At 47.0% G+C, this 22952-nt stretch carries 18 protein-coding genes and 1 pseudogene; 6 read left to right on the top strand and 13 right to left on the bottom strand.

The annotated features are described in order from the left end of the window. A partial coding sequence (locus H6G00_RS33480; RefSeq protein WP_190800039.1) for a transposase occupies positions 1-315 on the top strand: 315 nt, incomplete at its 5' end. A 187-nt stretch (positions 316-502) separates the two neighbouring features. Here H6G00_RS33480 and H6G00_RS33475 read toward each other — a convergent pair. The 4 genes from H6G00_RS33475 to H6G00_RS33460 form a co-directional block, all read right to left on the bottom strand. Continuing rightward, entirely contained in the window at positions 503-1558 is a 1056-nt protein-coding gene (locus H6G00_RS33475) for a tetratricopeptide repeat protein (RefSeq protein WP_190800038.1), read from the bottom strand. Further along, complete coding sequence (locus tag H6G00_RS33470; protein ID WP_190800037.1) at positions 1555-2835, bottom strand: tetratricopeptide repeat protein; 1281 nt, start codon at positions 2833-2835, stop codon at positions 1555-1557. The genes H6G00_RS33475 and H6G00_RS33470 overlap by 4 nt, the downstream gene beginning before the upstream one ends. Positions 2836-2924: 89 nt before the next feature. Next, entirely contained in the window at positions 2925-5141 is a 2217-nt protein-coding gene (locus tag H6G00_RS33465) for a caspase family protein (RefSeq protein ID WP_190800036.1), read from the bottom strand. 16 nt (positions 5142-5157) lie between these two features. Next, positions 5158-7458, bottom strand: coding sequence for a CHAT domain-containing tetratricopeptide repeat protein (locus tag H6G00_RS33460; protein ID WP_190800035.1), 2301 nt, complete (start codon positions 7456-7458; stop codon positions 5158-5160). An 803-nt stretch (positions 7459-8261) separates the two neighbouring features. Here H6G00_RS33460 and H6G00_RS33455 point away from each other — a divergent pair. The 4 genes and pseudogenes from H6G00_RS33455 to H6G00_RS35925 all read left to right on the top strand — a co-directional run. Beyond that, positions 8262-11309: a tetratricopeptide repeat protein gene (locus H6G00_RS33455; protein WP_190800034.1), complete on the top strand. Its 3048-nt coding sequence runs from the start codon at positions 8262-8264 to the stop codon at positions 11307-11309. A gap of 68 nt (positions 11310-11377) precedes the next feature. Next, positions 11378-12025 (top strand): hypothetical protein, encoded by a 648-nt coding sequence (locus H6G00_RS33450; RefSeq protein WP_190800033.1) that lies wholly within the window; start codon positions 11378-11380, stop codon positions 12023-12025. Positions 12026-12058: 33 nt separating this feature from the next. Further along, positions 12059-13870, top strand: a complete 1812-nt coding sequence (locus tag H6G00_RS33445; RefSeq protein ID WP_190800032.1) for a CHAT domain-containing protein — start codon at positions 12059-12061, stop codon at positions 13868-13870. Between the two features lie 157 nt (positions 13871-14027). Further along, a pseudogene (locus H6G00_RS35925) lies at positions 14028-14147 on the top strand (IS1 family transposase); the annotation flags it as partial. A gap of 142 nt (positions 14148-14289) precedes the next feature. Here the strand turns inward: H6G00_RS35925 and H6G00_RS33440 are convergent. The 4 genes from H6G00_RS33440 to H6G00_RS33425 form a co-directional block, all read right to left on the bottom strand. Continuing rightward, positions 14290-14970: a hypothetical protein gene (locus tag H6G00_RS33440; RefSeq protein WP_190800031.1), complete on the bottom strand. Its 681-nt coding sequence runs from the start codon at positions 14968-14970 to the stop codon at positions 14290-14292. Next, positions 14967-15623 (bottom strand): hypothetical protein, encoded by a 657-nt coding sequence (locus H6G00_RS33435; RefSeq protein WP_190800030.1) that lies wholly within the window; start codon positions 15621-15623, stop codon positions 14967-14969. Before H6G00_RS33435 ends, H6G00_RS33440 begins: the two co-directional genes overlap by 4 nt. A 77-nt stretch (positions 15624-15700) precedes the next feature. After that, entirely contained in the window at positions 15701-16021 is a 321-nt protein-coding gene (locus tag H6G00_RS33430) for a helix-turn-helix domain-containing protein (RefSeq protein WP_190800029.1), read from the bottom strand. Next, the gene (locus tag H6G00_RS33425) at positions 16018-16332 is read right to left on the bottom strand and encodes a hypothetical protein (protein WP_190800028.1); all 315 of its coding nucleotides are present in this window, start codon (positions 16330-16332) and stop codon (positions 16018-16020) included. Before H6G00_RS33425 ends, H6G00_RS33430 begins: the two co-directional genes overlap by 4 nt. Positions 16333-16433: 101 nt before the next feature. Between H6G00_RS33425 and H6G00_RS35920 the strand changes: the two genes are divergently transcribed. Further along, positions 16434-16685, top strand: coding sequence for a helix-turn-helix domain-containing protein (locus tag H6G00_RS35920; protein WP_190800027.1), 252 nt, complete (start codon positions 16434-16436; stop codon positions 16683-16685). On the opposite strand, the gene H6G00_RS33415 is transcribed toward H6G00_RS35920, so the two are convergent. From H6G00_RS33415 to sbcD, 5 genes are all read right to left on the bottom strand, one after another. Next, the gene (locus tag H6G00_RS33415; RefSeq protein ID WP_190800026.1) at positions 16671-17108 is read right to left on the bottom strand and encodes a TnsD family Tn7-like transposition protein; all 438 of its coding nucleotides are present in this window, start codon (positions 17106-17108) and stop codon (positions 16671-16673) included. The genes H6G00_RS35920 and H6G00_RS33415 overlap by 15 nt on opposite strands. 13 nt (positions 17109-17121) lie before the next feature. Beyond that, positions 17122-17400: a M20/M25/M40 family metallo-hydrolase gene (locus H6G00_RS33410; RefSeq protein WP_190800025.1), complete on the bottom strand. Its 279-nt coding sequence runs from the start codon at positions 17398-17400 to the stop codon at positions 17122-17124. Positions 17401-17577: 177 nt separating this feature from the next. Beyond that, the gene (locus H6G00_RS33405) at positions 17578-18624 is read right to left on the bottom strand and encodes a hypothetical protein (protein ID WP_190800024.1); all 1047 of its coding nucleotides are present in this window, start codon (positions 18622-18624) and stop codon (positions 17578-17580) included. 54 nt (positions 18625-18678) lie between these two features. Next, a complete protein-coding gene (locus H6G00_RS33400) occupies positions 18679-21792 on the bottom strand; it encodes an SMC family ATPase (RefSeq protein WP_190800023.1) in 3114 nt (1037 codons plus the stop codon). Continuing rightward, complete coding sequence (gene sbcD, locus H6G00_RS33395) at positions 21773-22951, bottom strand: exonuclease subunit SbcD (protein ID WP_190800022.1); 1179 nt, start codon at positions 22949-22951, stop codon at positions 21773-21775. The genes H6G00_RS33400 and sbcD overlap by 20 nt, the downstream gene beginning before the upstream one ends. Between the last annotated feature and the right edge of the window lies 1 nt (position 22952).

Below are 22952 nucleotides of genomic sequence, written 5' to 3'. Positions count from 1 at the left end.
AATTTAGTTTCACAAACGTTCAAAGACGACCTGCTGATCATCCAGTTGGATAACGGTAGATTTCACAAAGCCAAGCGACTGAAGGTGCCAGACAACATCGTTTTGATGTTTCAACCACCCCATTGCCCCGAACTCAATCCGATTGAGCAGGTCTGGCAGTATCTCAAGCGACGACTGCGTTGGAGTTTGCCCACCACTCTGGATCAATTGCGTCAGCAGGTGAAAGAGAGACTTGATGCTTTAACACCAGAAGTAATCTTCTCGATTGTAGGGCGACGGTCTATTTTAGATGCCTTATCTGTAGCTGAACTTTAGAGAATTGGTATAATGCTGATGGACAGATGCTAGTCCACTGAGCAAATTCTCCCTGTAATCCTGCAACAGAGGAGATTTTGCTCGACGACACTAATTTGTATCGATGTCATTTAATTTGTACAGTGCCAAATTAAATGACACTTTGCGATCGCCAATCCTTAGCAAATCAGTACTGGCAAATTTGTTATTACAAATTGTCTAATTCTGTCTCTATCTGTTCGAGTCGGTTTTCATCACCTAAATAGATTGCTCCTACCTGAGCTTGACTAAACCAGAGAGTAGCTTCAGCTATATTGCCTATCCGTGAATTTAAAATACCTAACCCAAACTGAGCGTCTACCCGTTCCTCTAAATTCTGGGCAATCTGAGCCAAATCTGCTGCTTGTTGATATCGCTCTTGAGCGAGCAATTGCAAACCACTTCTAAGATATAAATCACCTAAGAGACGATAAACAAGGGGCGACTGGCTATTCTGTTCAACAAGAGATTCCAAGGTAGCGATCGCCTCAGCAGTTAGCTCGTTTGGGATATAGACATCTGAAACTAGAATCACCGTTTTTGCCTCATTCGGTAGTTCTAGCGCTTCAATTTCTTCAACCTGAGTTTGAACAGTATTCGAGTTGAATACATTAAATCCCAAATCAGCAATGTTTTCTTCTGATGATGAGCGCCCTGTATCTGTCTCAACAACTAGAGAATAGATTACTCCCTGCTCTAGAGGTGTTTGATTGGCAGGGTAGGGGATTTCGGTTTGCTCAGTTTGAATTTCCCAAACTATCTGATTGTCTGCTATGAGCTGTACTGTGTATCGATTTGCTCCAGAAACTGCATTCCATCGTAGTACTGGTGTGGAGTTAGATATCAAATCAATTCGAGGAGTGATGATGTATGGAATTTCTGGATTACTGCCTCCCTGCAAGTTACCAATGCCAATGATGGGTCGAAAACGTCGTAGTTCAGAACAATAGTTACTGACGCTATGCTGCCCCGAAGGAACGATCCACCGTCGTTCATTAGGACAAAGAACTACTGCTCGCGCATTGCGATCGCGCCATAGTAAGTCCCCATCATACAGGTCGGTTCCTTGAGAAGTTTGATGATAGGACGACCATCCATCGCGTCTGAGGCGGACTCGTCCTTCTAGTTCAATAATTCTGGCTGGATTGGCTAAAGCAGAGGTTGCTGTAATAACGGTCATTGCACTCAGACTTAAAGATACAATACCGATAGCTCTACGATTCATTGTTTTCCTTCCATTTCTGCTGTTGCTAATCTTGCTTTTGCCTGGGTGAGCCAAGCATCTTCTTCAGGCTGGAGTACAGATGCATATTGTCTACAACGCTCCCACTCCAACAAACTGCCCGCTCGTCTTTGTGCTTCAAGTACCTGAGCTAGTAAGCAGTGGGCTGCGCCTTGTTCAGGTGCTAGGCGAATTGCCTCCTCTAGTTCTGTTTGTGCTTCTTCTAGCAGAATTGCTTTAGCGTTTTCTGGCATCTCTTCATCTGCACGGGACTGCTCGAATCGTGCCCAGCCTAGATTCTTGCGAATGGCATATTCGAGAAGCGGATCAGCAGATTCGTCGCGACCCGTTAGCCCTAAGCCATTCTGCAGGAGCGGAATAGCTGTGCTGTACTCCTCATCCAAAATATGCAGCCGAGCTAGATTGTTATAGGCTTCAGGAATATCCCCTTGCGCTGCCAATTGGTACTGGGTTTTCGCTTTGTCAAACTCCTGCAAATCTTCGTAAAGCAATCCTAAATTGAAGTGCGCTTCTGAATAATCCGGTTGCAACGCCAGTGCTCGCTCGAAGTTGGACTGGGCACTTGACCATTCTTCTGTTAAATAGTTCTGCTCACCGGCATTGTTGTACCACACCGCAATCTGAGGTAGGAGGGCATGGAAGATGAATAATAATGCGAGGACGGTAACGGCAAGTCCAAACTTTGCTTCGTGTTGATGATGCTTTGGGATATGAAAATATTCCAGACCTTTTTCGATTGTTTCTTTACCCACGTTCGTTAGCGCTCCTCCGGTTGCCAGTAGCGTGAGTACTGCTGGCGCGATCGCTGCAAATGAACTCCATACCCCAGTACTGCCAGAGAGGAAGCGATCGGCAATATCTTTAACCAGGGCAAAGCTAATGGTGATGCAAGCTATGGTGAGCAAACTCCACAGCCAATCCAGTTGATCGCGTGAGTCTACTGGTTGTTTGAAGTACCACCACCATGCCTGCTCGGGTGGATTAAAGCTCTCTCGCCACTGTTGGTATTTCTCATGCTGAGCGATCGTATCTTTATGCTGATTGAGCTGTTCATCAAACTGAACTAGTTTTAGCCAAAAGTCTTCTTCCAGCTTGATCTGTTCTGGCTTTTCAGCCGCTAGCAGCAACAGTGCATAAAGCTCATCTCTGGCTTTCAGTATTTTTAGAAGTTGGGCTTCTGATAGAGATGAATTGTCTTTGAGGAGAGCATTGACAGCACTTCCATAACGGCTGAGAACATCCTGGTGAGGAGAAGACATGATTGTAGGCAGAGCTTGAATGGCTGGAAGAGCAGTTTGTGCTTGCCGTAATCTATCACGGCAGGAAAATCAAAAATACGAAGGCTGTCTTAACCCTGCAAGGGTGACGAACTGGGCGGTACAACTTCGTAGGTTAGCGAAACGACGGCTAGCTGAGTCGTATCCATACTGCAGGCGGCACCTTCTGATGAAGCATTTGTCCCGCTGCGGGTTCCACTCAAATCCGCAAACAAGTTTTCCATAATTTCACCCGGTTCGGTAATTGGGACAAATCCGCGAGTTCTTGGGGCAGCACGCTGCATCGTGCGTAGTGCTCGTCGTAAGGAGTGGGTGCTGGCAATCAGAATCAGTTCTGTCAGCCCTGTCGGCTCTGTCGCTCGCAAGATTGGCAACTCGATCGTCCGTCCTGCCGCAACCAGAGCATCATCTTCGGGGGCATCCCAATTGAAAGGGAATAGGACTTCAACGGTTCCTTCGGCATCAATGACCAGTAGGCTGATGTATAAGTCCTGTTGTTCCTTGTTCTGAAACCTAATCTGAATCTGTCGATTTAGCTCAATTTGCTCGATCGCTTTTCCAGAGAGGGTTGGAATAATAATTTCCGATGCTCCACCGCTTCTAGTTGTCCCTCGAGAAACCGATCGCTCTGCTGTACCTTCACTGCTGAGCTGTTCTACGCTGATATCGACATTTAGACGGGAGGTATCTGGATTGAGCAGTAGTCGCAGCATTCGCCCAACCAGAAGGGATTTGAATTTGGGTTGCAGACGGGCGATCGCCTGCTCAACCGATTCGGAGCCAGGACGTGAGGCTCCAGGGATGGGTTCCAGCATGGGGGTAAAGATGCACCAGCTTCCGGTTTCGGGTAGATTGGCGATCCCGAAATCGCTCAGGTTTTGCTGATTGGCGCTAGTCATGCGCCCAAACAGGCACTGCACCCCTTTCCCAGCTTGGGTTGTGTGAACCTCTAGAAAATCGATTTGGCTTAATTGCTGTGCGGCGATCGCTTCATCGTTTTCCAAAGACGAATCTAAACCAACACTGAGCTTGATATCGGTGGGGACACAGCGTACCCGCTCTTGCAGAAAAATGCTGTCGGTTGCGGCGGTTCCTCGGGTCTGACTCAGCAAGCGCCCTTCACTCGCTAGCCCGTCGCGAGGGCTGTCTTGCTGCACCTCTCCCTGGGGATTGCCATTTCCATCTACAACGGTGAAAACGGCTCCGTTATCAAAGGCAGACAGGCTTTGAGCGTCTAAACCACCCAGCCAGAGCTTGACCCGGTTGTTGTCCAGGTACTCGGTAATAACGGCTTCAGCGGGAGGAGTTGAGTGTCGCACCTGATAAATAGGGGTGTCTTGCACTAATGCATCTGCGGCATATTCATACTCGGGTTCTTGAAAATGCTGAGATAGACGAGTTGTACTGCGGGTGATTTGGGTGATTGCTTGCTGTACCGGACGATCTTCTGCTTGCTGCCATAGGTATTTCGTCATTAGATAGGTGAAGGCTCCGGCATAAAAGCCTTCAAAGGGGTAGTCTGCCGATAGCTGGTCTCGTTTGGCAGAACTAATGACGACTCCACGGGCAACCCCAGCTCGTCGCTTTTGCCGAAATTCGTCCTCTGTCCATCCTAAATCGTCTAGCAAGCGCTGCTGATACTCCCGTTCGTTAGGGGCGATCGCTGGTGCTTGTCCGGTGCGAATTTCTGTATCAGTGGTATGCGATCGCATGATGACGTTGCCGCGTTTGCCGCCGCCGGAGTAGCAGCAATCTAGCACAACGGTCATATTGTCGGTGTTGACTTTCGACATCAGCAGGAAGAGGGTGTGTCCCATGATGTCCTGCACAACGCCACTCTCAGTGGTTTGGGAGAAATCGTAGGGCACTAAGGTTGTATTGCGGCAATCAGGCGCGTCACAATCTGGATCACGAACTCGTGCCCCATGTCCAGAGAAATGAAACATCACAACATCCCCCGGTCTAGCTTGAGCGATTAGATGGGTTTCAAACGCGCTGAGAATGTCTTCCCGTTTGGCTTGCTCATTTTTGAGGGTCAAGATGTCGGCGGAGCTGAACTTGAAGCGATGCATCAGCAATTGCTTCTGGAGTTCAACGTCCACTGTGGGACCATAGAGCACATCGCCAACGGGATAGTCGTTGATGCCAACCAGCAATGCCAGCTTCCGGGGAGTATCTTGAGCCAAAACACGCGCATAGCGTATCGCTCGCTGCTCTAGCTCAAACTGGCTTAGGGCGATCGCTCCCAGGGCAGAACCCGCGAATTGCATAAAGTGCCGACGTTTCATCTAGACAATCCTCAAGTTATTCAGCTTCACCGATTAATGCAAATGCAGCCCAGTCTTGTGGATTAGGATGTTTTTCCATTGTTATTAACATTGCCTGTCGTAGTGCTTGAGCCTTATCTTGACCTCGTTGCCACTGTCGATAAAACTCTGCCATAAATTCAGCTGTGGGAGCATCTGGCACTGACCAAAGCGACACAATTACACTCAATGCCCCCGCTGCAATTAGTGAGCGTGAGAGCCCATTAACTCCATCGCCAGTAACTTCTCCTAATCCTGTATCACAAGCACTAAGAACAATTAATTCTGCATTAAGATCTAGGTCTAAGATTTCTCTAGATGTGAGCAACCCATCTTCTCCCCCTCCAGAAGCTAGAGCAACTGCTCCAGGTACGTCCTGTATGGCTGAATCCTCTGATGTTCCGTATTCCAGCAATCCATGAGTGGCTAGGTGGACAACTCGGGCAGTTAGCATGTGCTGCTTAACCAGTAGCTCTGTAGCTCGCTCACCAATTAATGCCTGAGTATTGAAAAATTCAGAAATCGCTAGGGCTTCTCTTTCAGCTCCAGGCAGATTTGATAATGAATTCAAGGGTTCCTGTGGAGAAAGCTGTATTTTAGGCATGTCAGGATTGCCAACAATTAAAAATTCTTGGTTTGACGGAGATCTGGTACGCCCTATGTGCCTCTGTTGCGTGAGATCTAATATTTGGATAGCGGGAATTGTTGAAATTGTATGATTCTCAATTAAGTATTGACCTGAAGCATCCTTTAGGGCTGGAAAAGGTACTAGAAACAGTTCGTCATGTGGGATGAAAATGACTCGCTCCTCTGAACGAGATGGTAGGAGATCTGCAATAGGCGCAATTAAAAGTTGATGCAGCTTCCGTAACTGCTCGTCTTGGAGCGCACTGCTGTTTTCAGACAGTTCGAAACCACCTCGGCTTCTTACACCAATGTATTCTCTAGACTGACTTATTAGTGATGTTAAATCTATTTGATTGCTATCAAAGTTAACTTGGCGTAAAGCCATCTCACCTGTAGGTTGAATAACCCAAATGTAGAGTTCTGTATCTGAAACCAGTGAGTACTCAACAAAAACAGCTTCATTTCTTGCTGCAAGTTGTTGTATGCGATTGAAAGAAAGAAGCTGATTATCTATTTGAGGCACTGAGCCATTCATGCTTGTCATTAATAGCGCAGCAAAAGCTTGAGCACGTCCTCGTTCGGCAACTTCTAAAGCTCTATCATTTGAATTTGATGCAACAAGAGTTCGTTGTAAAATGTTATAAGTTCCAAGCTGAGTTTCGAATAGTGAAATTCGATTAGTATCCGTTAGGTCAGGTCGAAGTGATTCCCAAATTTCGATAGCATCAAATAGATGTTTTTCTGCCTCTGGTAACATCTCAAGTGAAAAGTAGCTATCTCCTAAGCCAGTAAGAATTCTTCCTTGTTCTACACGATCATCAGTTTGTTGAGCAATTTCTAAAGATTGATAATAAACCTCAACTGCCTGCTGATATTGCTCTAACTGATCGTAAGCAGAGCCTATATTATTTAAGGTTTTAATTTGCAAACGGATGTAGTTTATCTCTTGAGCTATTTCTAATGCTTGCTGATAAACCTCAATTGCCTGCAAATACTGCCCAAGAGCATGATAAGCCATACCTATATTGCTTAAAGACTCGACTTCTCCACGACGAGCACCAGTGTCTCTTTCTATAGCCAGAGCCTGTTGATGAAACTCAATTGCTTGCTGATATCTTCCTAGATAAAAATAAGCTAAGCCAAGATTGCCGAGAGAATTTGCTTCGCCCTGATCACCATCAATCTGCTGCTTAATTGCCAAAGCTTGTTGATAAAACTGAATTGCTCTCTCATACTGTCCTAAAGAAAAATGAGCTAAACCAAGATTGTTCAAAGTCTTAGCCTCTAATTCAAGACTTTCTAATTCTTGTGCTAGTTCTAGTGCTTGTTGATAGAAACCTATAGCTTGTTGATAGTTTCCAAGAATGCTCTGAATGGTGCCAAGATTGCCTAAACAACTAATTTCTCCAGAGCGGTCGCCCAAATCTCGATAAATCTCCAACGCTGCCTGCCAAGACTGCAATGCCGCTTGCCATTGACCCACGTCATACTGCTGGATTCCCTGCTGTAATAGTCTATCTGCCTCTGCTGCCTGCTCTCCTTCACTGCTTTCCTGGGCTACGGCAGGAGAGATGACAGAAGGGGCATTCAGCAAAACCGAGGAGGTCAGAGCAAGGCAAAGGTCAAGGAGCAGAAGGTAAGTATTAATCCTTCTCTTGCCCGTCTTTGCCAACAACGTGTGGAGACTAGGGAGAAGCATAGTTTCAGTTTGAGGGGCTTAATCTAGTTATACGAACTGAAATGCCTCAATTTAAAGAATTAAAGCGAAAATTAACTTCAAGGACGCTTGTGTTTTAGGTGACTTTTTATTCAGCGTCTCCAATCAGTGTGACGCTGCCCAATCTTATGAACCAGGGTTGTTCTCCAGCATAATTAATAGGTAACTGGCATAACTAAGGGCGCAACATCCTGAATCAAGTCATGACAGCTTTTACTCAAACGAGTAAGGCTGAGTGATAATTAGATAAAGTGATCGCCCTCACCCTTGTCCAATCCATTTCCTAGTACGAATCTCTGTCTAGAGCAATCGGGATTGTAATACAAGGTTTGCATATCATTTTTAGGGATTGATGTGTGACAGCGATCGCCTCATACCTCTGATTAGTCAGCTCTGCTTCTTCCTCAGTTAGCTTTTTACTCAGCTAGCCCAACTTTTTGCTCAACCAGCCTGGTTTTTCGCTCAGTCAGCCCACTGTCGTACTTAGTCAAATCAGCTTTTTGCTCAGCCAACCCAGCCTTTTGTTGAGTCAGCGTTTTGCTCAGTCAGCCTAATGAAATACTCAGCTAGCTTGTTTTTTTGCTCAGCCAGCCTAAAAAAGTACTCAGCCAGCTCAGCGTTTTGCTCAGTCAGCTGCGCTTTTGGTAATGCCCGGAATGTTGAGTTCTGTTTGTAAAGACAAAGAGCATTGTGCTCTACCTGTAAACTCTGCTCTCAAGCATTGTGCGCCACATCCCCTCGCTGCTTATACCAACCTGATGAGTAGAAACCCCACAGCTTCGCCTGCACTGAGCCACAGAAAGCTTTCCCTCGGTTCGCTGCTGTTGCTGTTAAGTGTAGCCTTGCCCCTGGCATGGCTCTCCCCATTACCACCCAGAAGCGGTATCGCCGTTGCCCAGATACCCGCCGCAGCGCATGAGGCAGAAGCTAATCGGCTCTATGAACTAGGAGAACAGCAGTATAACGTTCAGCAGTGGCGGCAGGCAGTGCAGTCGTTTGAGTCTGCCTTAGAGCACTACCAAATGCTCGGCAATCAGCAACGCCAAGCCCACACACTTTCCTACTTAGGATCGCTTCATCAATCACTTGGTGAGTATACTCAAGCATTAGACTATCATCAGCAAAGTTTAGCCCTCCTTCGCCAGTTGGGCAATCGATCAGGGGAAGCCAGCTCCCTCAACAACGTCGGTCTTGTCTACGAGTCACTGGGGGAGTATCCGCAGGCCCTCGACTCCTTTGAGCAAAGCTTAGCTCTCTTTCGCCAGTTGAGCGATCGCCTCGGGGAAGCCAGCTCCCTCAACAACATCGGACTTGTCTATCGTCAGCTGGAGGAGTATCCGCAGTCCCTCGACTATTATGAGCAAAGCTTAGCTCTCTCGCGCCAGTTGGGCGATCGTCCCGGGGAAGCTCTTACCCTGGGCAACATCGGCACTGTCTATCGTCAGTTGGAGGACTATCCGCAGGCACTGGAGTACTATGAGCAAAGCTTAGCCCTCAAACGCCAGTTGGGCGATCGCCCCGGAGAAGCCAGCTCCCTTATAGGCATCGGCATTGTTTACCAATCGCTGGGGGAGTATCCGCAGGCCCTCGACTCCTTTGAGCAAAGCTTAGCCCTCTCTCGCCAGTTGGGCGATCGCCCCGGGGAAGCTAACACCCTGGGCAACATTGGTATTGTCTATCGTCAGCTGGGGGAGTATCCGCAGGCGCTGGAGTACTATGAGCAAAGCTTAGCCCTCAAACGCCAGTTGGGTGATCGCCCCGGGGAAGCCCTCACCCTAGGCAATATCGGCACTGTCTACGCCTCGCTGGGGGAGTATCCGCAGGCCCTCGACTACTATCAGCAAAGCTTAGCCCTCTCTCGCCAGTTGGGCAATCGTCCTGGGGAAGCCAGCTCCCTCAACAACATCGGCATTGTCTACCAAGCGCTGGGGGAGTATCTGCAGTCCCTCGACTATTATCAGCAAAGCTTAGCCCTCTTTCGTCAATTGGGCAATCGCGCTGGGGAAGCCAAATCCCTCAACAACATCGGACATGTTTACCAAGCGCTGGGGGACTATCCGCAGGCACTGGAGTACTATCAGCAAAGCTTAGCCCTCTTTCGCCAGGTGGGCGATCGGGCCGGGGAAGCTATCACCCTGGGCAATATGGGGGCTGTATTTGAAGCGCAAACCCAACCAGAACTTGCCATTGTCTTTTACAAAGAGGCCATCAACGCCTACGAACAAATTCGCCAGATCAATCAGGCATTGGAGAAAAACTTACAGGACTCCTATACCGCTACCGTCGAAGACACCTACCGCCATCTGGCAGATCTGCTGCTCCAGCAAGACCGCATCCTGGAGTCCCAACGAGTGCTGGATCTGCTCAAGGTGCAGGAACTCGACCAATACCTGCGGGGGGTACGCAGTTCTGAGAATGCCCGCCAAGGAGCCGAACTGGTGCCACCTGAGACGGTTATTGCCAATGCCCACAACGACCTCATTAACCGAGCTATTGCCAACGGTCAACGCCTGCATGAGCTGGAGGCAAAGGATTCACTCACCGATGCCGAACTTGATGAATTAGCGGCATTACAGGCAGACCAACGGCAGATTGTGCAAGCCTTCAACGCCTTCAAAGACAGTGCCCTGGTGCAAGAGCAACTGGCATTGCTGAGCCAGGAGGAACGAGACCGTAATGTGCAGCTTGACGAACTAGCAGCCTTGCAAGACAACCTGGGACAGATTCCCCAAGGCGCGGTGATGCTCTATCCGTTGATCTTGGAGAACAGGCTGGAGCTAATCGTCACCTCGCCCTATGCACCTCCCATCCACCGCACCGTCAATGATGTCTCACGCCTTGAACTCAACGATGCGGTGCAAGCCTTCCGCTACGCCCTCGAAGAGCCTACCCGCGATGCCATCACCCCTGCCCAAACCTTTTACCAGTGGCTCATTGCCCCTATTGAAGCCGACCTGGAAGCAGCAGGGATCAACACCATCATCTACGCCCCCGATCGCTCCCTGCGCTACATTCCTCTGGCTGCCCTCCACGACGGCAACCAATGGCTAGCTGAACGTTATCGCATCAACCACATCACCGCTGCTAGCCTCACCGACCTCAATACCCCACCACGCACCCAGCCTCAGATTCTAGCAGGCGCACTCACCGAAGGACCGCTGACGGTTAATGTGGGCAACCAGACATTCAATTTCAATCTACTTGAACATGCAGACGACGAAATCAATCACATCGCTGGACTAACCTCTGATGGCACTGCACTGCTAGGCAACGACTTTAACCGCGCTCGGATTGAACGCGATGCCAATCGTCACACCATTGTGCATTTGGCGACCCATGCCCAATTCCTGGTAGGACAACCCGAAGACTCCTTTATCCTCTTCAGCCAGCAAGAACGGTGGACACTGGCAGACTTCAAAGCAGGCTTACTCAACCTGACGCGGGTAGACCTGGTTGTGCTCAGTGCCTGTGAAACGGGCGTTGATAATACCTTTGGCGATGGCGAAGAAATTTTAGGTTTCGGCTACCTGATGCAGACAGCCGGGGCACGGGCGTCAATGGCATCTCTCTGGGCAGTAGACGATGGCGGCACTCAGATTCTGATGACTGAATTTTACGATGCCCTCCTGCGTGGCAACCTCGGCAAAGCAGCAGCGCTGCAACAGGCGCAGATCGCCTTAATTAGCATGGGTGAAGACGGCAACAGAGGCGGCTTTGAACTGGCGGAAGCGATCGGACTTGATCCCAATGATTTGTCACATCCACATTACTGGGCACCGTTTATCCTAATTGGTAATGGGCTATAGCGAATATGGTCCACATTTAAGATGTAAGTTTTCTGCTGAGAAAAAATAACCTTACAGTGAGGCGACTCATGTTTAGACGCAGGACGTTGTTGAGTTCAGTCCTACGGGTGGGGTTTCTCTCCATTCTCGTATCCGCTTGGGCAGGGTCTCAACGTCAGCAGGTGGTTGCTCAAGCCCAGTCAAAACAGCAAGCCACTTTGATAGAGGGAGTCTCTGCTCCTGCACAATTTCGGATCGACATTGAAGGAGAAACCGAATCAGGCAGGTTTGGACCATTGCCTGCGGTCTTAGAAATTATGCTGCCTCAGGCGGGGGATTCTAATCCCTTACTGGTTGCTCTCTCCATGACCGCTCAGACTGAAGCTGAGCTGGTTAACGGCAGTATTTTCTGGCAATCATTCACCGCAGGTCATCCCAACCAGACTGAGCACTTTAGTCAAGTAACGATCAGCGACGGTCAGGTTCACCTGCATCTGCACCCTAGCGACGATACGCTTCGCAGTGACGTGATGTGGTTTACACAAATCACCGGAACGCTGGCAGAGGCAATGTTAGCCTCAGATGACAGTATTCGCTCTGGAGCAGTGCCAACAGCAGGAACTTTGACCTTTACTGTAAATGGCAATCAAGTTTCAGGAGAAATGCAGCTCACTGGTGTCACCGACTTGGGTGTATCAAGCACCTATCAAGCTCGTTTTAACGGACAGCGGCAGTAGGGTTGCAGTAGGCAGAGCAAGCAGGGGGATGGTATGGGCTTACGAAAAAATAGCTGGCTCTTCCTAATCAGTCTGCTGCTAGCGATCGCGCTGTCAATTCTAGGCTGGTCTTGGGAGCAGTCTGGAATGAATGCTCGCACCTTACCAGCAGCAATTTATGCTCAGACGGCAGATCCGATTGAGTTGCGATCGCAAGGTCAAACACTGGCTCTTCAGGGGCAATGCACAGAAGCCATCCCTATCCTCAATCAGGCACTTCAACTCTATCGTGCCAACAGTGCCGATCCGACCACCTCAGATTTGATCCGAGATAGCAACCTGATCAGCGAAGTCAATATCTTCACTCACCTATCGCGGTGTTACTTTCAACTAGAAGACTACGGCGGACTCTTGACTGGACTGAGGGCAGGAATTGCAACTCGAAATCAGTTGACAGCCCGATCGTATTTAAGTTCTGGAGCACAGGCAGGTCTAGGTCAGCTTGCCGACTGGCTCGATAGTTGGCGCAACCGACTTGCCACTGATACCGAACGGATTAACGCTTTGGATGGAAGCCGTGACTTTTTTAACGAACTGACGTGGGTTTTGGCTGAGCTAGGAGATACCGAAGGGGCTTTAGTAGCTTCTGAGAAAGGACGTACCCGAGCGATCGCAGATATTCTTTTCGCCAGTCTCTCTGAGATACCTTCAGAGCAAAGAACCATTGCCCAAACTCCAACCTTGGAGGAGATTCGCCGCACGGCTCAAGACCAGCAGGTGACTCTGGTAGAGTATGCGATCGCAGCGGTGCAGAACAATCCTGAAGATAAACTCTACCTCTGGGTAGTGCGTCCGTCTGGCGAGATTCAGTTCAAATCGCAATTATTAACAGCGGGCAATCAGTCTCTTAAAGACATGATCCAGCAAAGTCGAAGAGCTTTGGGTGCTCGACTCAGAGGTGGCTTTGAGCTGGTTGAATCTCAGCCAGTTGCCCAGCGAGAACAGTTACGGGCGCTCTATCAGCTCTTAATTCAGCCTATTCAAGACTGGTTGCCTGAGAATGAAACCGATCGCATCGTGTTTATTCCTCAAGACGATCTGTTTCTGGTGCCCTTTCCTGCCCTACTAGATGCCAATGACCAACCTCTGATTGCTCATCACACTGTACTCACTGCACCGTCAATTCAGGTCTTGAACTTCACGCACCAAAAGCGGGAGCAAATGGGCGGGTTGGGTTCGATGTCTGAGGCTGATGTATTGCTGGTAGGAAATCCAGAGATGCCTCAATCTCCGAACCTACCTAATTTAACGACACTACCTAGTGCTGCGGATGAGGTGAATGCGATCGCTACCCTCTACAACGTTCCAGTCCTTATAGGAGAAGCTGCTAGTGAAACTGTCATCAAACAGCGGATGCTCAATGCACGAGTGATCCACCTGGCAACCCACGGGCTTTTAGAGGACTACAGCGGCGATGGTGAACCGTCAGTACCAGGGGCGATCGTGCTGGCTCCCGACAATCAAAACGATGGGTTGCTGACCTCCGCCGAAATTTTGCAACTCCGCCTCAACGCCGAACTCGTGGTGCTCAGCGCTTGTGATACTGGGCTAGGAAACATTACTGGCGATGGAGTCATTGGTTTGGCGCGATCGTTCTTTCAAGCCGGAACACCGAGCCTGATTGTATCGTTGTGGTCAGTACCCGATGCGCCAACGGCAGAGCTAATGGTGGAGTTTTATCGCCAGTGGCAGCAGGAAGGACGGGACAAAGCTCAAGCCTTGCGTCAGGCAATGCGATCAACAATGGCAAACCATCCTGATCCAAGCAACTGGGCGGCGTTTACACTGATCGGTGAAGCTGGATAACAGTTAGATGAAGCGATTACCCAACACTGATCCGTCTTCATAATCCGTTGCCAATCAGGACAAATGGTGCCCAATAGTAGGTATGACTGATGCTAAAGGTTTCCTATGGAGCATCTACTGGCTCAAACCTACCTCGCTTCAGTAAGCTTGTCATTTCTTCTTCGCGCGATTTCATCGCAAGACCTTCTACTATTCCAAGTTCATTGAGATGCTCGAGGCATCGATCTGTTTGTTGATCTACTACTTGAAGGATCGGCGAGTGCCTGCTTTGAGATAAATCATGCACCCATTGTGCAGTGCCCGTTTTTCTGTTGATGCCATCGCTCAGTTTCTGGACATAGAAACCTACTCGGAATGTGAGAATCTTACGTTGTAGTGAAACTGTCCGTCTCAAGCACCTCACCTGCTTAAGCTAAACCTTATTTGATCCTCAGGTAAACCTGACTTGCTATCCTCTCAAGTAGCTCTTCTGCTTCCATAATCAGCACTTCTGGCAGATTCTCTGTTGAGACGAAAATTGTTCCATCATCATCGATTACGAATACTAAGTTCTGAATAGTGATATGGAACGGAAACCAGTCACCTTGCACTTGGTAAGTTCTGTTGATCTCGTCCAGATTGAGTTCACAAACCTCGGCGATAGGAGAGGCAATCAAACCCTCTATGGCACTCTGTAAACCTATTTCTACTAATTCAAACGAAACTTGAGCATCACTAACTACCCGCCTTCTCTCACCAACCCTTCCAATTTCCTTAGATCGCTTCAGTTTCTCCTTGAGTTCAGTAATTTCTTTGGCTGAAAACTTCAGCGTCTTTCTAGCACTAATCAGATATGAGTTGAAATCGTAGCGGATGTCATAATCTCTCAATCGCTTTTGCAATCCCAACTGAGCAATCTCTAGCGCCTGCTCAAGGATGTTCATGTGTCCATCACGAGTACTACTCTGAGCCAACTTTCGCATCCAATTTCGCACTAGCTCAGTAAAGCTACACTCGATCTCACTGCTGTACTGCTGGGAACCTCGGTTGGTCTGGTTTTGAACAAGCTCTACTAGATTGTGCAGAATGAACGCTTCCTGGGACAAGATCTTAAACCTCACACCGTTACCTCAGTCACGTAACAACGATAATGCGTCTCGCTCACTAATGCAGTGCCTACCAAAACTCCGACTACGGATCGGGTCTCTAACTCGGCACAGGCAGAAGCATAAGCAACCATGCGGATCAGCTCATCCTCAATAATCTGTTGAATATCTAGGTCGGAAGCGGTAGTTGCTTTAGCTTCTACGAGGTAAGTTTTACCGTTGCCCTCCATCACAATGTCAGGATAATCATGGTTAGGACGGGCAAGCTTTCGACATCGATAGAGTTGCTGAGCTAGAAATCCTGCAATACCTTCACCAATTCCTGCAACTGCACTCTTGCTAGGGGAAACGGTTCTATGCTCAGTTCTGCTGTAGAACAGGGGCGGATATCCTGGCTCTAAGAATGCTCCGCTGGAATAAGCAAACCAATACTGCATCTCGTCAAGCGGTCGGTAGACCATCTGCTCGGAGTACTTACTAATCATTCGCTTGAGGATAGCTGTCTGAATTTGTAAGGGGCTGGCTGATTGGTAAGCAGATTCTTTGTTAGCAAGTTGAAACTGAAACTGAAACCGCATCGCAGACCTACTGGCAGCAGCCTTAGCAAGAGACTGCTCTATGGGAGATAGCTGAAGTTGCCTACGCTCCAGACTGATTTGAATCATCATGGGTAGTCAAGGGCGATGTACGAGTGGAATTGCCCATACAGTAGTACGCCGTTACTTCAGAAGACAAACCCTGGCTATCACGATGATAGTTCTTGCTCATTGGAGTGAGGCGGGGGGCAAAGCCATTGCTTAAGTGCTGCGGGGATCTGCTCGTAAAATTCCCATAGCAAGTTCATCTCTGCTAGTCGTCGCAAGTAAATAGGTTCTGGCTGACGGTAGCTACTAGGTCCAGCAAACCAGCGATCCACAGTGGGTTCTGAACATCCACAAATCTGTGCCATCTGAGCATGGGTGACATTCCACTTGGCGTAGAAGTCTCTGGGTGACATCCCAAGCTGGCAGTTGGCGTAGAGACGAAGTAAAGCAAGTTCTCTCGGTCCCAAGTCTCCAAGATTCATGACGGGTTCCCTTTAACGATTGGATTTGTGGATTCAGCCCCTAGCAATTCAAGGTCTTCCTCCCATGCCACATCACTCTGTGTCCAAATTCGTGAGGGACTTTGGGGATCAAGCCAAACTGTATATTGCCACTGCCAACTTTGCGTCTGTTGGGTTGGAGCGTATAGCAAACCAGTAATGGTTCCAAAGTCTCGGCTAGGTAGCGGATGCCACTGGACGCGATCGCCAAGGCTAAATTTTGGAACTTGAGTACTTTTGGGAAAACCCTCTGGCAAAGATAACGGGAGGCTAGGGTGTAGTGGCTTGGACACGAGAACCTTTTATGATGAATATAAGACTTTGATACTTATAGTGTACATAAATAGACTCATAGTCTGTAGATCTATCGTCTACAGTCTCACAGCATGATGCTGTGAATCAAAACGACCAGTCAGATATCAAACGGCGCTTTGGAAAAGCTGTCAGGCGACGACGGCGAGAGTTAGATATCTCTCAAGAAGAATTGGCAGAGCGAGCTGAACTCCACCGAACTTACATCTCTGGCATTGAGAGAGGGGAGCGGAATACGTCGTTGGAAAACATTGAAAAAATAGCGAAGGCTCTAGAGATCTCGATCGCCGCTCTATTTACTGATTACGGCATTGAAGAGTCAGAAACTCCATAAGCTCAACGAGTATCTGACAGTTTTCCATCGCTCTATCTGTTCTCCTCGCTGATTGAGCAGTTCAACCGCCCACCTAACTCGTCGAATCTGGAAATCTTCGATGGTTTCTAAAACGGAATTTAGGTATACCTGTGTTTGGGGCATCTGGTCGAGGTGTTGTTCTACGAGTGTCAGTTGACCGAGCGCTTTGGCAACTTTGCTCCCCGTAATTCTGATTGGCTTCTCAGCCGTTAGAAGTTCCTGCACAGTTTCCTTTACTTGAGCCAGGATTTGCTGATCTCGCTCCTGCCAGTTCACCCGATTGTTCAAATAGAAGGGTTTTCGACTGTCCTCCTGGGAATGACGTTCTCGTTTACTGAGGATAGCAAGGGCTTTATCAAGGTCTTTGGTTTTGCAGAATGCCAACATCGGCTTTGGGCGCATGATGGAGAATCTCTCAAATTCCAGAAAAGTTGCTCGATTCCTCCTGAGCATCGAATCCGAGGAATAGCGAGACGTTGAACTGAGGCGAGTTCCTCAGCACCTTTGCAAGGTAGATGAATAGGGCGATCGCTGCCTTAGAGTCAGCTACCCCTCGCCCACAAATCCGATCGCCGACAATCGTGCCAGCAAATGGGTCGTGTTGCCATTGAGAGCGATCGCCCACGGGAGTCGTATCGAGGTGTGATTGCAGTTTGATGATGACAAATGACAGAGGGATGCTCCGGATCTCCAATCAGATGTGGCTCGAACCAAGAGCAGTGAGCTTTTCTGCAACACAAGTAGCGATCGCCTGCTCTAACTCGACAAATGGAATCGAAGTAAACTGCTAAAGGAACTCAATTACTTCTTTTAACCAAACAGTTGGCGGTTTGGTAAGCACAGGTTCACTTTACTTGCGTGAGAAATCTTTTTATGGCTCCTTAAAATCGAGCATGGATATTTGAACGACTTGTTGAATTAAGCGTTTGTAAGTTGAGTTCTCTAGATGTTGCTCATACCAACCTACATAGGTTCCAGCATTTAGGTGATGCTTGATCAAGCGAGCTTCCTCTAACAAAATCCATAGGTTATGCGTCGCTCGATTACAGAAGCCTTCAATTTTATCTGCTTTTAATCCATCCAATCCATTTGCCTGGCAAGCCGGACATTGGCATTCTGCTAATTCTTCCCACTCTAGTGGACTAGGTTTGCGCCCCTTCCACTTCCCTAAATCTGCGACTGAACGATCGCCTCGACCCAGAAGCTGGACAATTCCTCTAGCAGCACGGGCACGCCAACCACTTGAATCAACAGAATCAATTTTTAAAAGAGCAGCAATATGTAAAGTTGCTGTTCCCCCAATACCAAAAACGTGAACCTCTTTATCCGAAAACTCTTTCCGGACATGTTGTAAGTCTTTGATTACTTTCTCATGTGGCAAAGCTTTAGAAGCACGTAATAAATTAGGAACAATTCCACCTAATGCAATCTGCTTTTTTAGAGATATTTTTTCATGCTTTTTAATTGCTGAAGAATATTTTTCTAAAAATTGTCCCACATGAATAACTGGTGTATACCCGTCATAGTCATATTTTCTATTTACCTGCATAGTGAGCTTAAAACACTTTCGTTGCTCCTCTACGCTCATTTTAGGAATCGGAATGTAGTCTTGTGGAATTGGGTACCAATCAGGTTCGGCGTTTCTGATAAATTCTTCATAATCTTTTCTTGGTACTTCTCCATCTCGGCTGATGAAGTGAAAGGCACCATTATCAAGAAAAATTTTTACATCCTTTGGAACGCCTAGTGCTTCATGCAATCCCTGCTCCATCGCTTTATGTCTACGAGCAGGCTTTTGATGAAAATCTGCGTAAGATACCATAATTGCCTGTAAGTTAGGCAGGTAATATTTAGGATAATTCTTGTCCCAAACACGAGGGCGTGCATTATTTAGACTCCAGCCTGCAACAATTAACACAGACTCATTTCCTCCTTAACAGAGGAAGATTAGCACATTACAGCCTTGTATGAGTTATACATTGACTGGGTTAAATTCAACTTGCCCATAACCAGAGCTATCCTTTGAAATCCGGTAACGGTAAGCGAACTCCTCGCAAATATCTTCTTGGTGAGAAACAATAATAACCCTTCCCCCCTGCAAAACCTCCTCGCTGAGGCGACGCAACTCACTAACAAGCAATCCCCGATTCACTTCGTCTAGAGCACCAAATCCTTCATCAATGACTAGCGTATCTACAGTGCGCCCACCAGAGGTTGCCTGACCGATCGCGATCGCAAGACTGATAGCAACTCGAAACTTCTCACCACCACTTAAATACTCAAACTGGCGACTCGGTAAACCAGGACTACTCAAATCGCGAGCAAGAATATTTAACTCCTTGCCATCTCTAGATTCTTGAAGATCAATTTGCCAAGTATTGTTACTCAGCCTGCCCAAAGTCGTATTGGCAAAATCTTTAATTGCAGCCTGAGCTGATTGAACAATCTTTGCTTGCAAACCTTTAGCACCCAAAGCTTCTGACAGTTTCTCATAATATCGATACTCCTCAACAGCTTGATCTCGTTCTTGCAATTTCTCCTCATAATCCTGTTTTCTTTCATTGAGCCTTGCTAGCTCACCTCGCTCAGACTGAAGAGCTTGCTCAGCTTTCCCTATTGTTGCATTAACCTGATTAAGCTCTACTTGTACATCGTCAACTAAACGCCTGTGTTCAATAGGAATTTCAGCAAGTTGTCTTTCTAGGATAGAAATCGATCCATCTGTCTCATGCTTTTGCTGTTCAGCCTCACGCAGTTGTGTCTCTTCTTTCTCCACCTGGCTCAAATTTTCTTTTTCCTTCCGCAAGTCCTTTAGGGCTACTTCATCCTCAAATGCTGGGTGTTCATTCCAAGGTAATGGTATTGCTTGCTCTTGTTGTTCTAGATTCTGCTCTGCTTGATTGTATCGGACTTGTAAATCATCAAGCGTAACCTCCTTAGCTTGCAATTTTTCTCGTTCTACCTTTTCATTCGTTTCTAAATCTCTTTGAGTAGAAGTAAGTCGATCTAATTCTTGCATCAAGTCTTGCTGCCTTCGTTTCAGTGGGAGAATAGCTGCCCCAGTTTCTTTAAAGTCATCACGAATTCTTTGCCGTTCTTCATTAAGGAGCTTGGGAAGCTTAGTTAATTCAGTCTGGTAAACACTAACTTTACTTTCAGTTTTGATTTGCACACTCTTAGCTAACTCAAGCTGTTTATGGCGGTCTGGAATATTGCTAAGAGCTTCAAGTTCAAGCTGGAGATCAGCAAATTGGTTTAATCTATCTGTCCAAAGACCAATCTCTTGACGGATGTCTTCAAGAGATCGATCTTGCCGGCTTAGATGTTCCTTTTCAAGTTTTAAGGTCTCCTGATTAGCATGAAGTGTTTTTTCTATGTCACGAGTTTTATCCTGAGAAGATGTATGGTTCTTACGAGCCAGATGCCCCGCATCTTCTTTATTTTTTAGTTCCAGTTGCAGAGTCCGATTTTTAGCCTCCATATCTGACAATTTTTCCTCCCAGAGAGTTCTCTCTAGAGTCAGACGCTCTTTAACTTCCGGCGAATTTAGATGATTACCACAAATCGGACATTCATCATCATCATGAGTAATACTATTGCGGCGTTTGAGCTTATCTTTCAGTTTCTCAATTTCTATTTCACATTCTTTTTGACATTTTTGTAGTTCTTTATATTCTTTAATTCTAGAGTCTAACGATTCTAAGAAACAATTCTCTTCAGTAAGACTTGACCGAAGAGCCTTCTGAAGCACTACTATATTCTGTTGCTTCTCATCTATAGACTGACGTACTTTTTCTCGTTCAGTTTTCCCATCAATAAGCTTTTTCAATTGTGGAATTACTTTTGTTAACTCTGCATGACGAACAACATCACGTTCGATTTTAGCAACCTCAGATAAAATCAAATGATAAGGCTCTAGTTCTGCTTCAGCCTCTTTGAGGCTTTTCTCAAGCTCTTCAATTTTTCTCACACTTTCAAGTTGTTCGGTCAAATAGTTTTGACGCTTCTCATAGACTGCTAGTTGCTCACTGAGGTCAGAGAAATATCGGTCAGTTTCTGCTTTTCGATTTTGATTTTCTCGAATCCTTAATATGAAATCAGCTAATCGCTTTTGAAATAAATCAATTTCCCTCTGAGTAGTCTTAATTTTTTGCCCTTCATCGCTCAAAGTACGTCGAGTTCTCCATAAATTTTCAAACAGAGGGAGAACTGTTGATAATTCTTGATATCGACGTAAATTCCTCTTAATCTCTTCTGACCGTGCCAACAGAGAATCAAGGCTCTGTTGTTTTTCTTGAAGAATTTTAATCTCAGCCTCGTACCTCTGGGCATTTATAGCATCTTGTAGTTCCTTTTCCTTGTTTTCTTTGGACACCCTAGAAGTCTTCAATTTTGTCTCTGCCGCAGCAACTTTTTGGCGTTGGAGTTCTAGATTATCCTCGGCAACTGGTTCCCCCAATTCTTCTGTCACTCTCTTAAGATCAGCCTTACATCGGTCAAATTGTTTTTTAGCGACCTTACCTAGTCGTTCATATAATTTAAGATCAAGCAACTCTAGCAAGCGATCTTTTCGAGCAACAGGTTTAGCTTTTAGAAAGCTATCCGCTTCTCCTTGCCTTAGTACCACAGCAGACACAAACGTTTCAGCACTCATCCGCAGGTTGTCAGCAACCCATTTTTCAATGTCATTTTCGTAGCCTGGAATGGCTTCCCAATCTGCCCCGGTCCAACGACGAACAACCCCCCAAACCTTAGAAGTTACCATTTCGCGTTTGATGCGAGTAATAGTACGCTGAATCAAGTAACGTTGATCTTCAATTCCGATCTCTAGATTGATTTCAGCAATATCATTCTCAGCAGCATCATGAACCAACTCATGAAAATATTTTTGACCACCTCGGTGTAGTTTATAAAGAGCAAAAGTAATTGCATCAAAGATTGAACTTTTGCCACATCCATTTGGACCATGAATTAACCAAAGCGGAGAAGTAGAGAAGTCAATCACAACAGGATCGATATGACCATTCTCATTTTTACATCCATAATGGCTCAGAAAACCTTTTAACTCAATCCTCTGTAATTTCATTTTCCATCTCCCTGAGTAATTGACTAGCTCGACTCTTAAGTTCTGGAAGATCAGCATCATTGGCATACCGATCGCCCAAGTAATCAATAACTGTTGTTAAATAGTCTCTTGGAGTAGCAGGGACACCCGCCGTCGCCGCAGAAAACCCGCCTTCCCCTATAAGCACAACATCTATACAACGTTGACAGATTTCAGTAATATGCCGCCTTATCACTATGGCATCATCAGTTGGTTCACACTCCACCTGGATCCTGACAACAGCACGATCAATATCTGGATATTGCTCCGTTAATGTCTCTATCTCCGTAGACGAAATCTGGATATCATAAAAAGAAGTTGCATCCAGTTTCAACGATTCCTTTTGCTCCCACGTTGTCACAGTTGCAGGACCATATTCAGGTACATCGACCAGCAACACCCCCTTTGTATCTTTTCGCTCACCCATATCTAGACGCTCGATGTTGCCGCTATACCAGCAAGGAATTGGATACTCAATCTGCTGTTGCTGATGAATATGACCGAGCGCAATATAAGCAAGGTTGTCAGCCTTAGGTAAATCCTCCCTACCTATACGGAGATCCTCGTTATAGCTAATCTCTTTTTCGCTAGGGGTAGTTACACCCGCCACCGTGATGTGGGCAACAAAGACAGTAGGTTTCTGAGATTCAACGATTTTGTCAGTAACACTGCGAATCAGATCCGCATATGCACTGCTTAAGGATACATTGCGTCGAGTCGTTCCTGTTTCTTCCGAACAATAAGGCTCCAACAGTTCTCTCGTAGGGTAAGGGATGACGGCAAACTGGACATCATTGATGCAAAAAAACTCCCGAGTTTCAACAATATGAACCCGATCGCTTTCACTTCGTTTCAGGGTTAACAGCGCTTTCATCATCCGGAAGTGTTCCCGATCATCATGATTTCCCGGAACCAAAATGATGTGTAGCCCTTGATGGACATAGGGTGCCAGAATTCTAGCTAGCCGCTTCGTTAATTCAGGTGATTTTCGGACAAAGACATCTCCTGCAACTAACAGTACATCCGCATGTTGACTTGCAATTTGGCAAATGTACTCGACTTGCTTGAAAAGCTCATCACTGCGGTCGTAGCTACCAAGGCGGCTTCCTAAATGCCAGTCCGATGTGTGCAGAATCCGCATG

The sequence above is a fragment of the Leptolyngbya sp. FACHB-541 genome, assembly GCF_014695875.1.
Taxonomy (GTDB): domain Bacteria; phylum Cyanobacteriota; class Cyanobacteriia; order Elainellales; family Elainellaceae; genus JAAUTN01.
The sequence above is the reverse complement of the archived record's forward strand: the minus strand, read 5'-3'. Positions and strand labels throughout refer to the sequence as shown.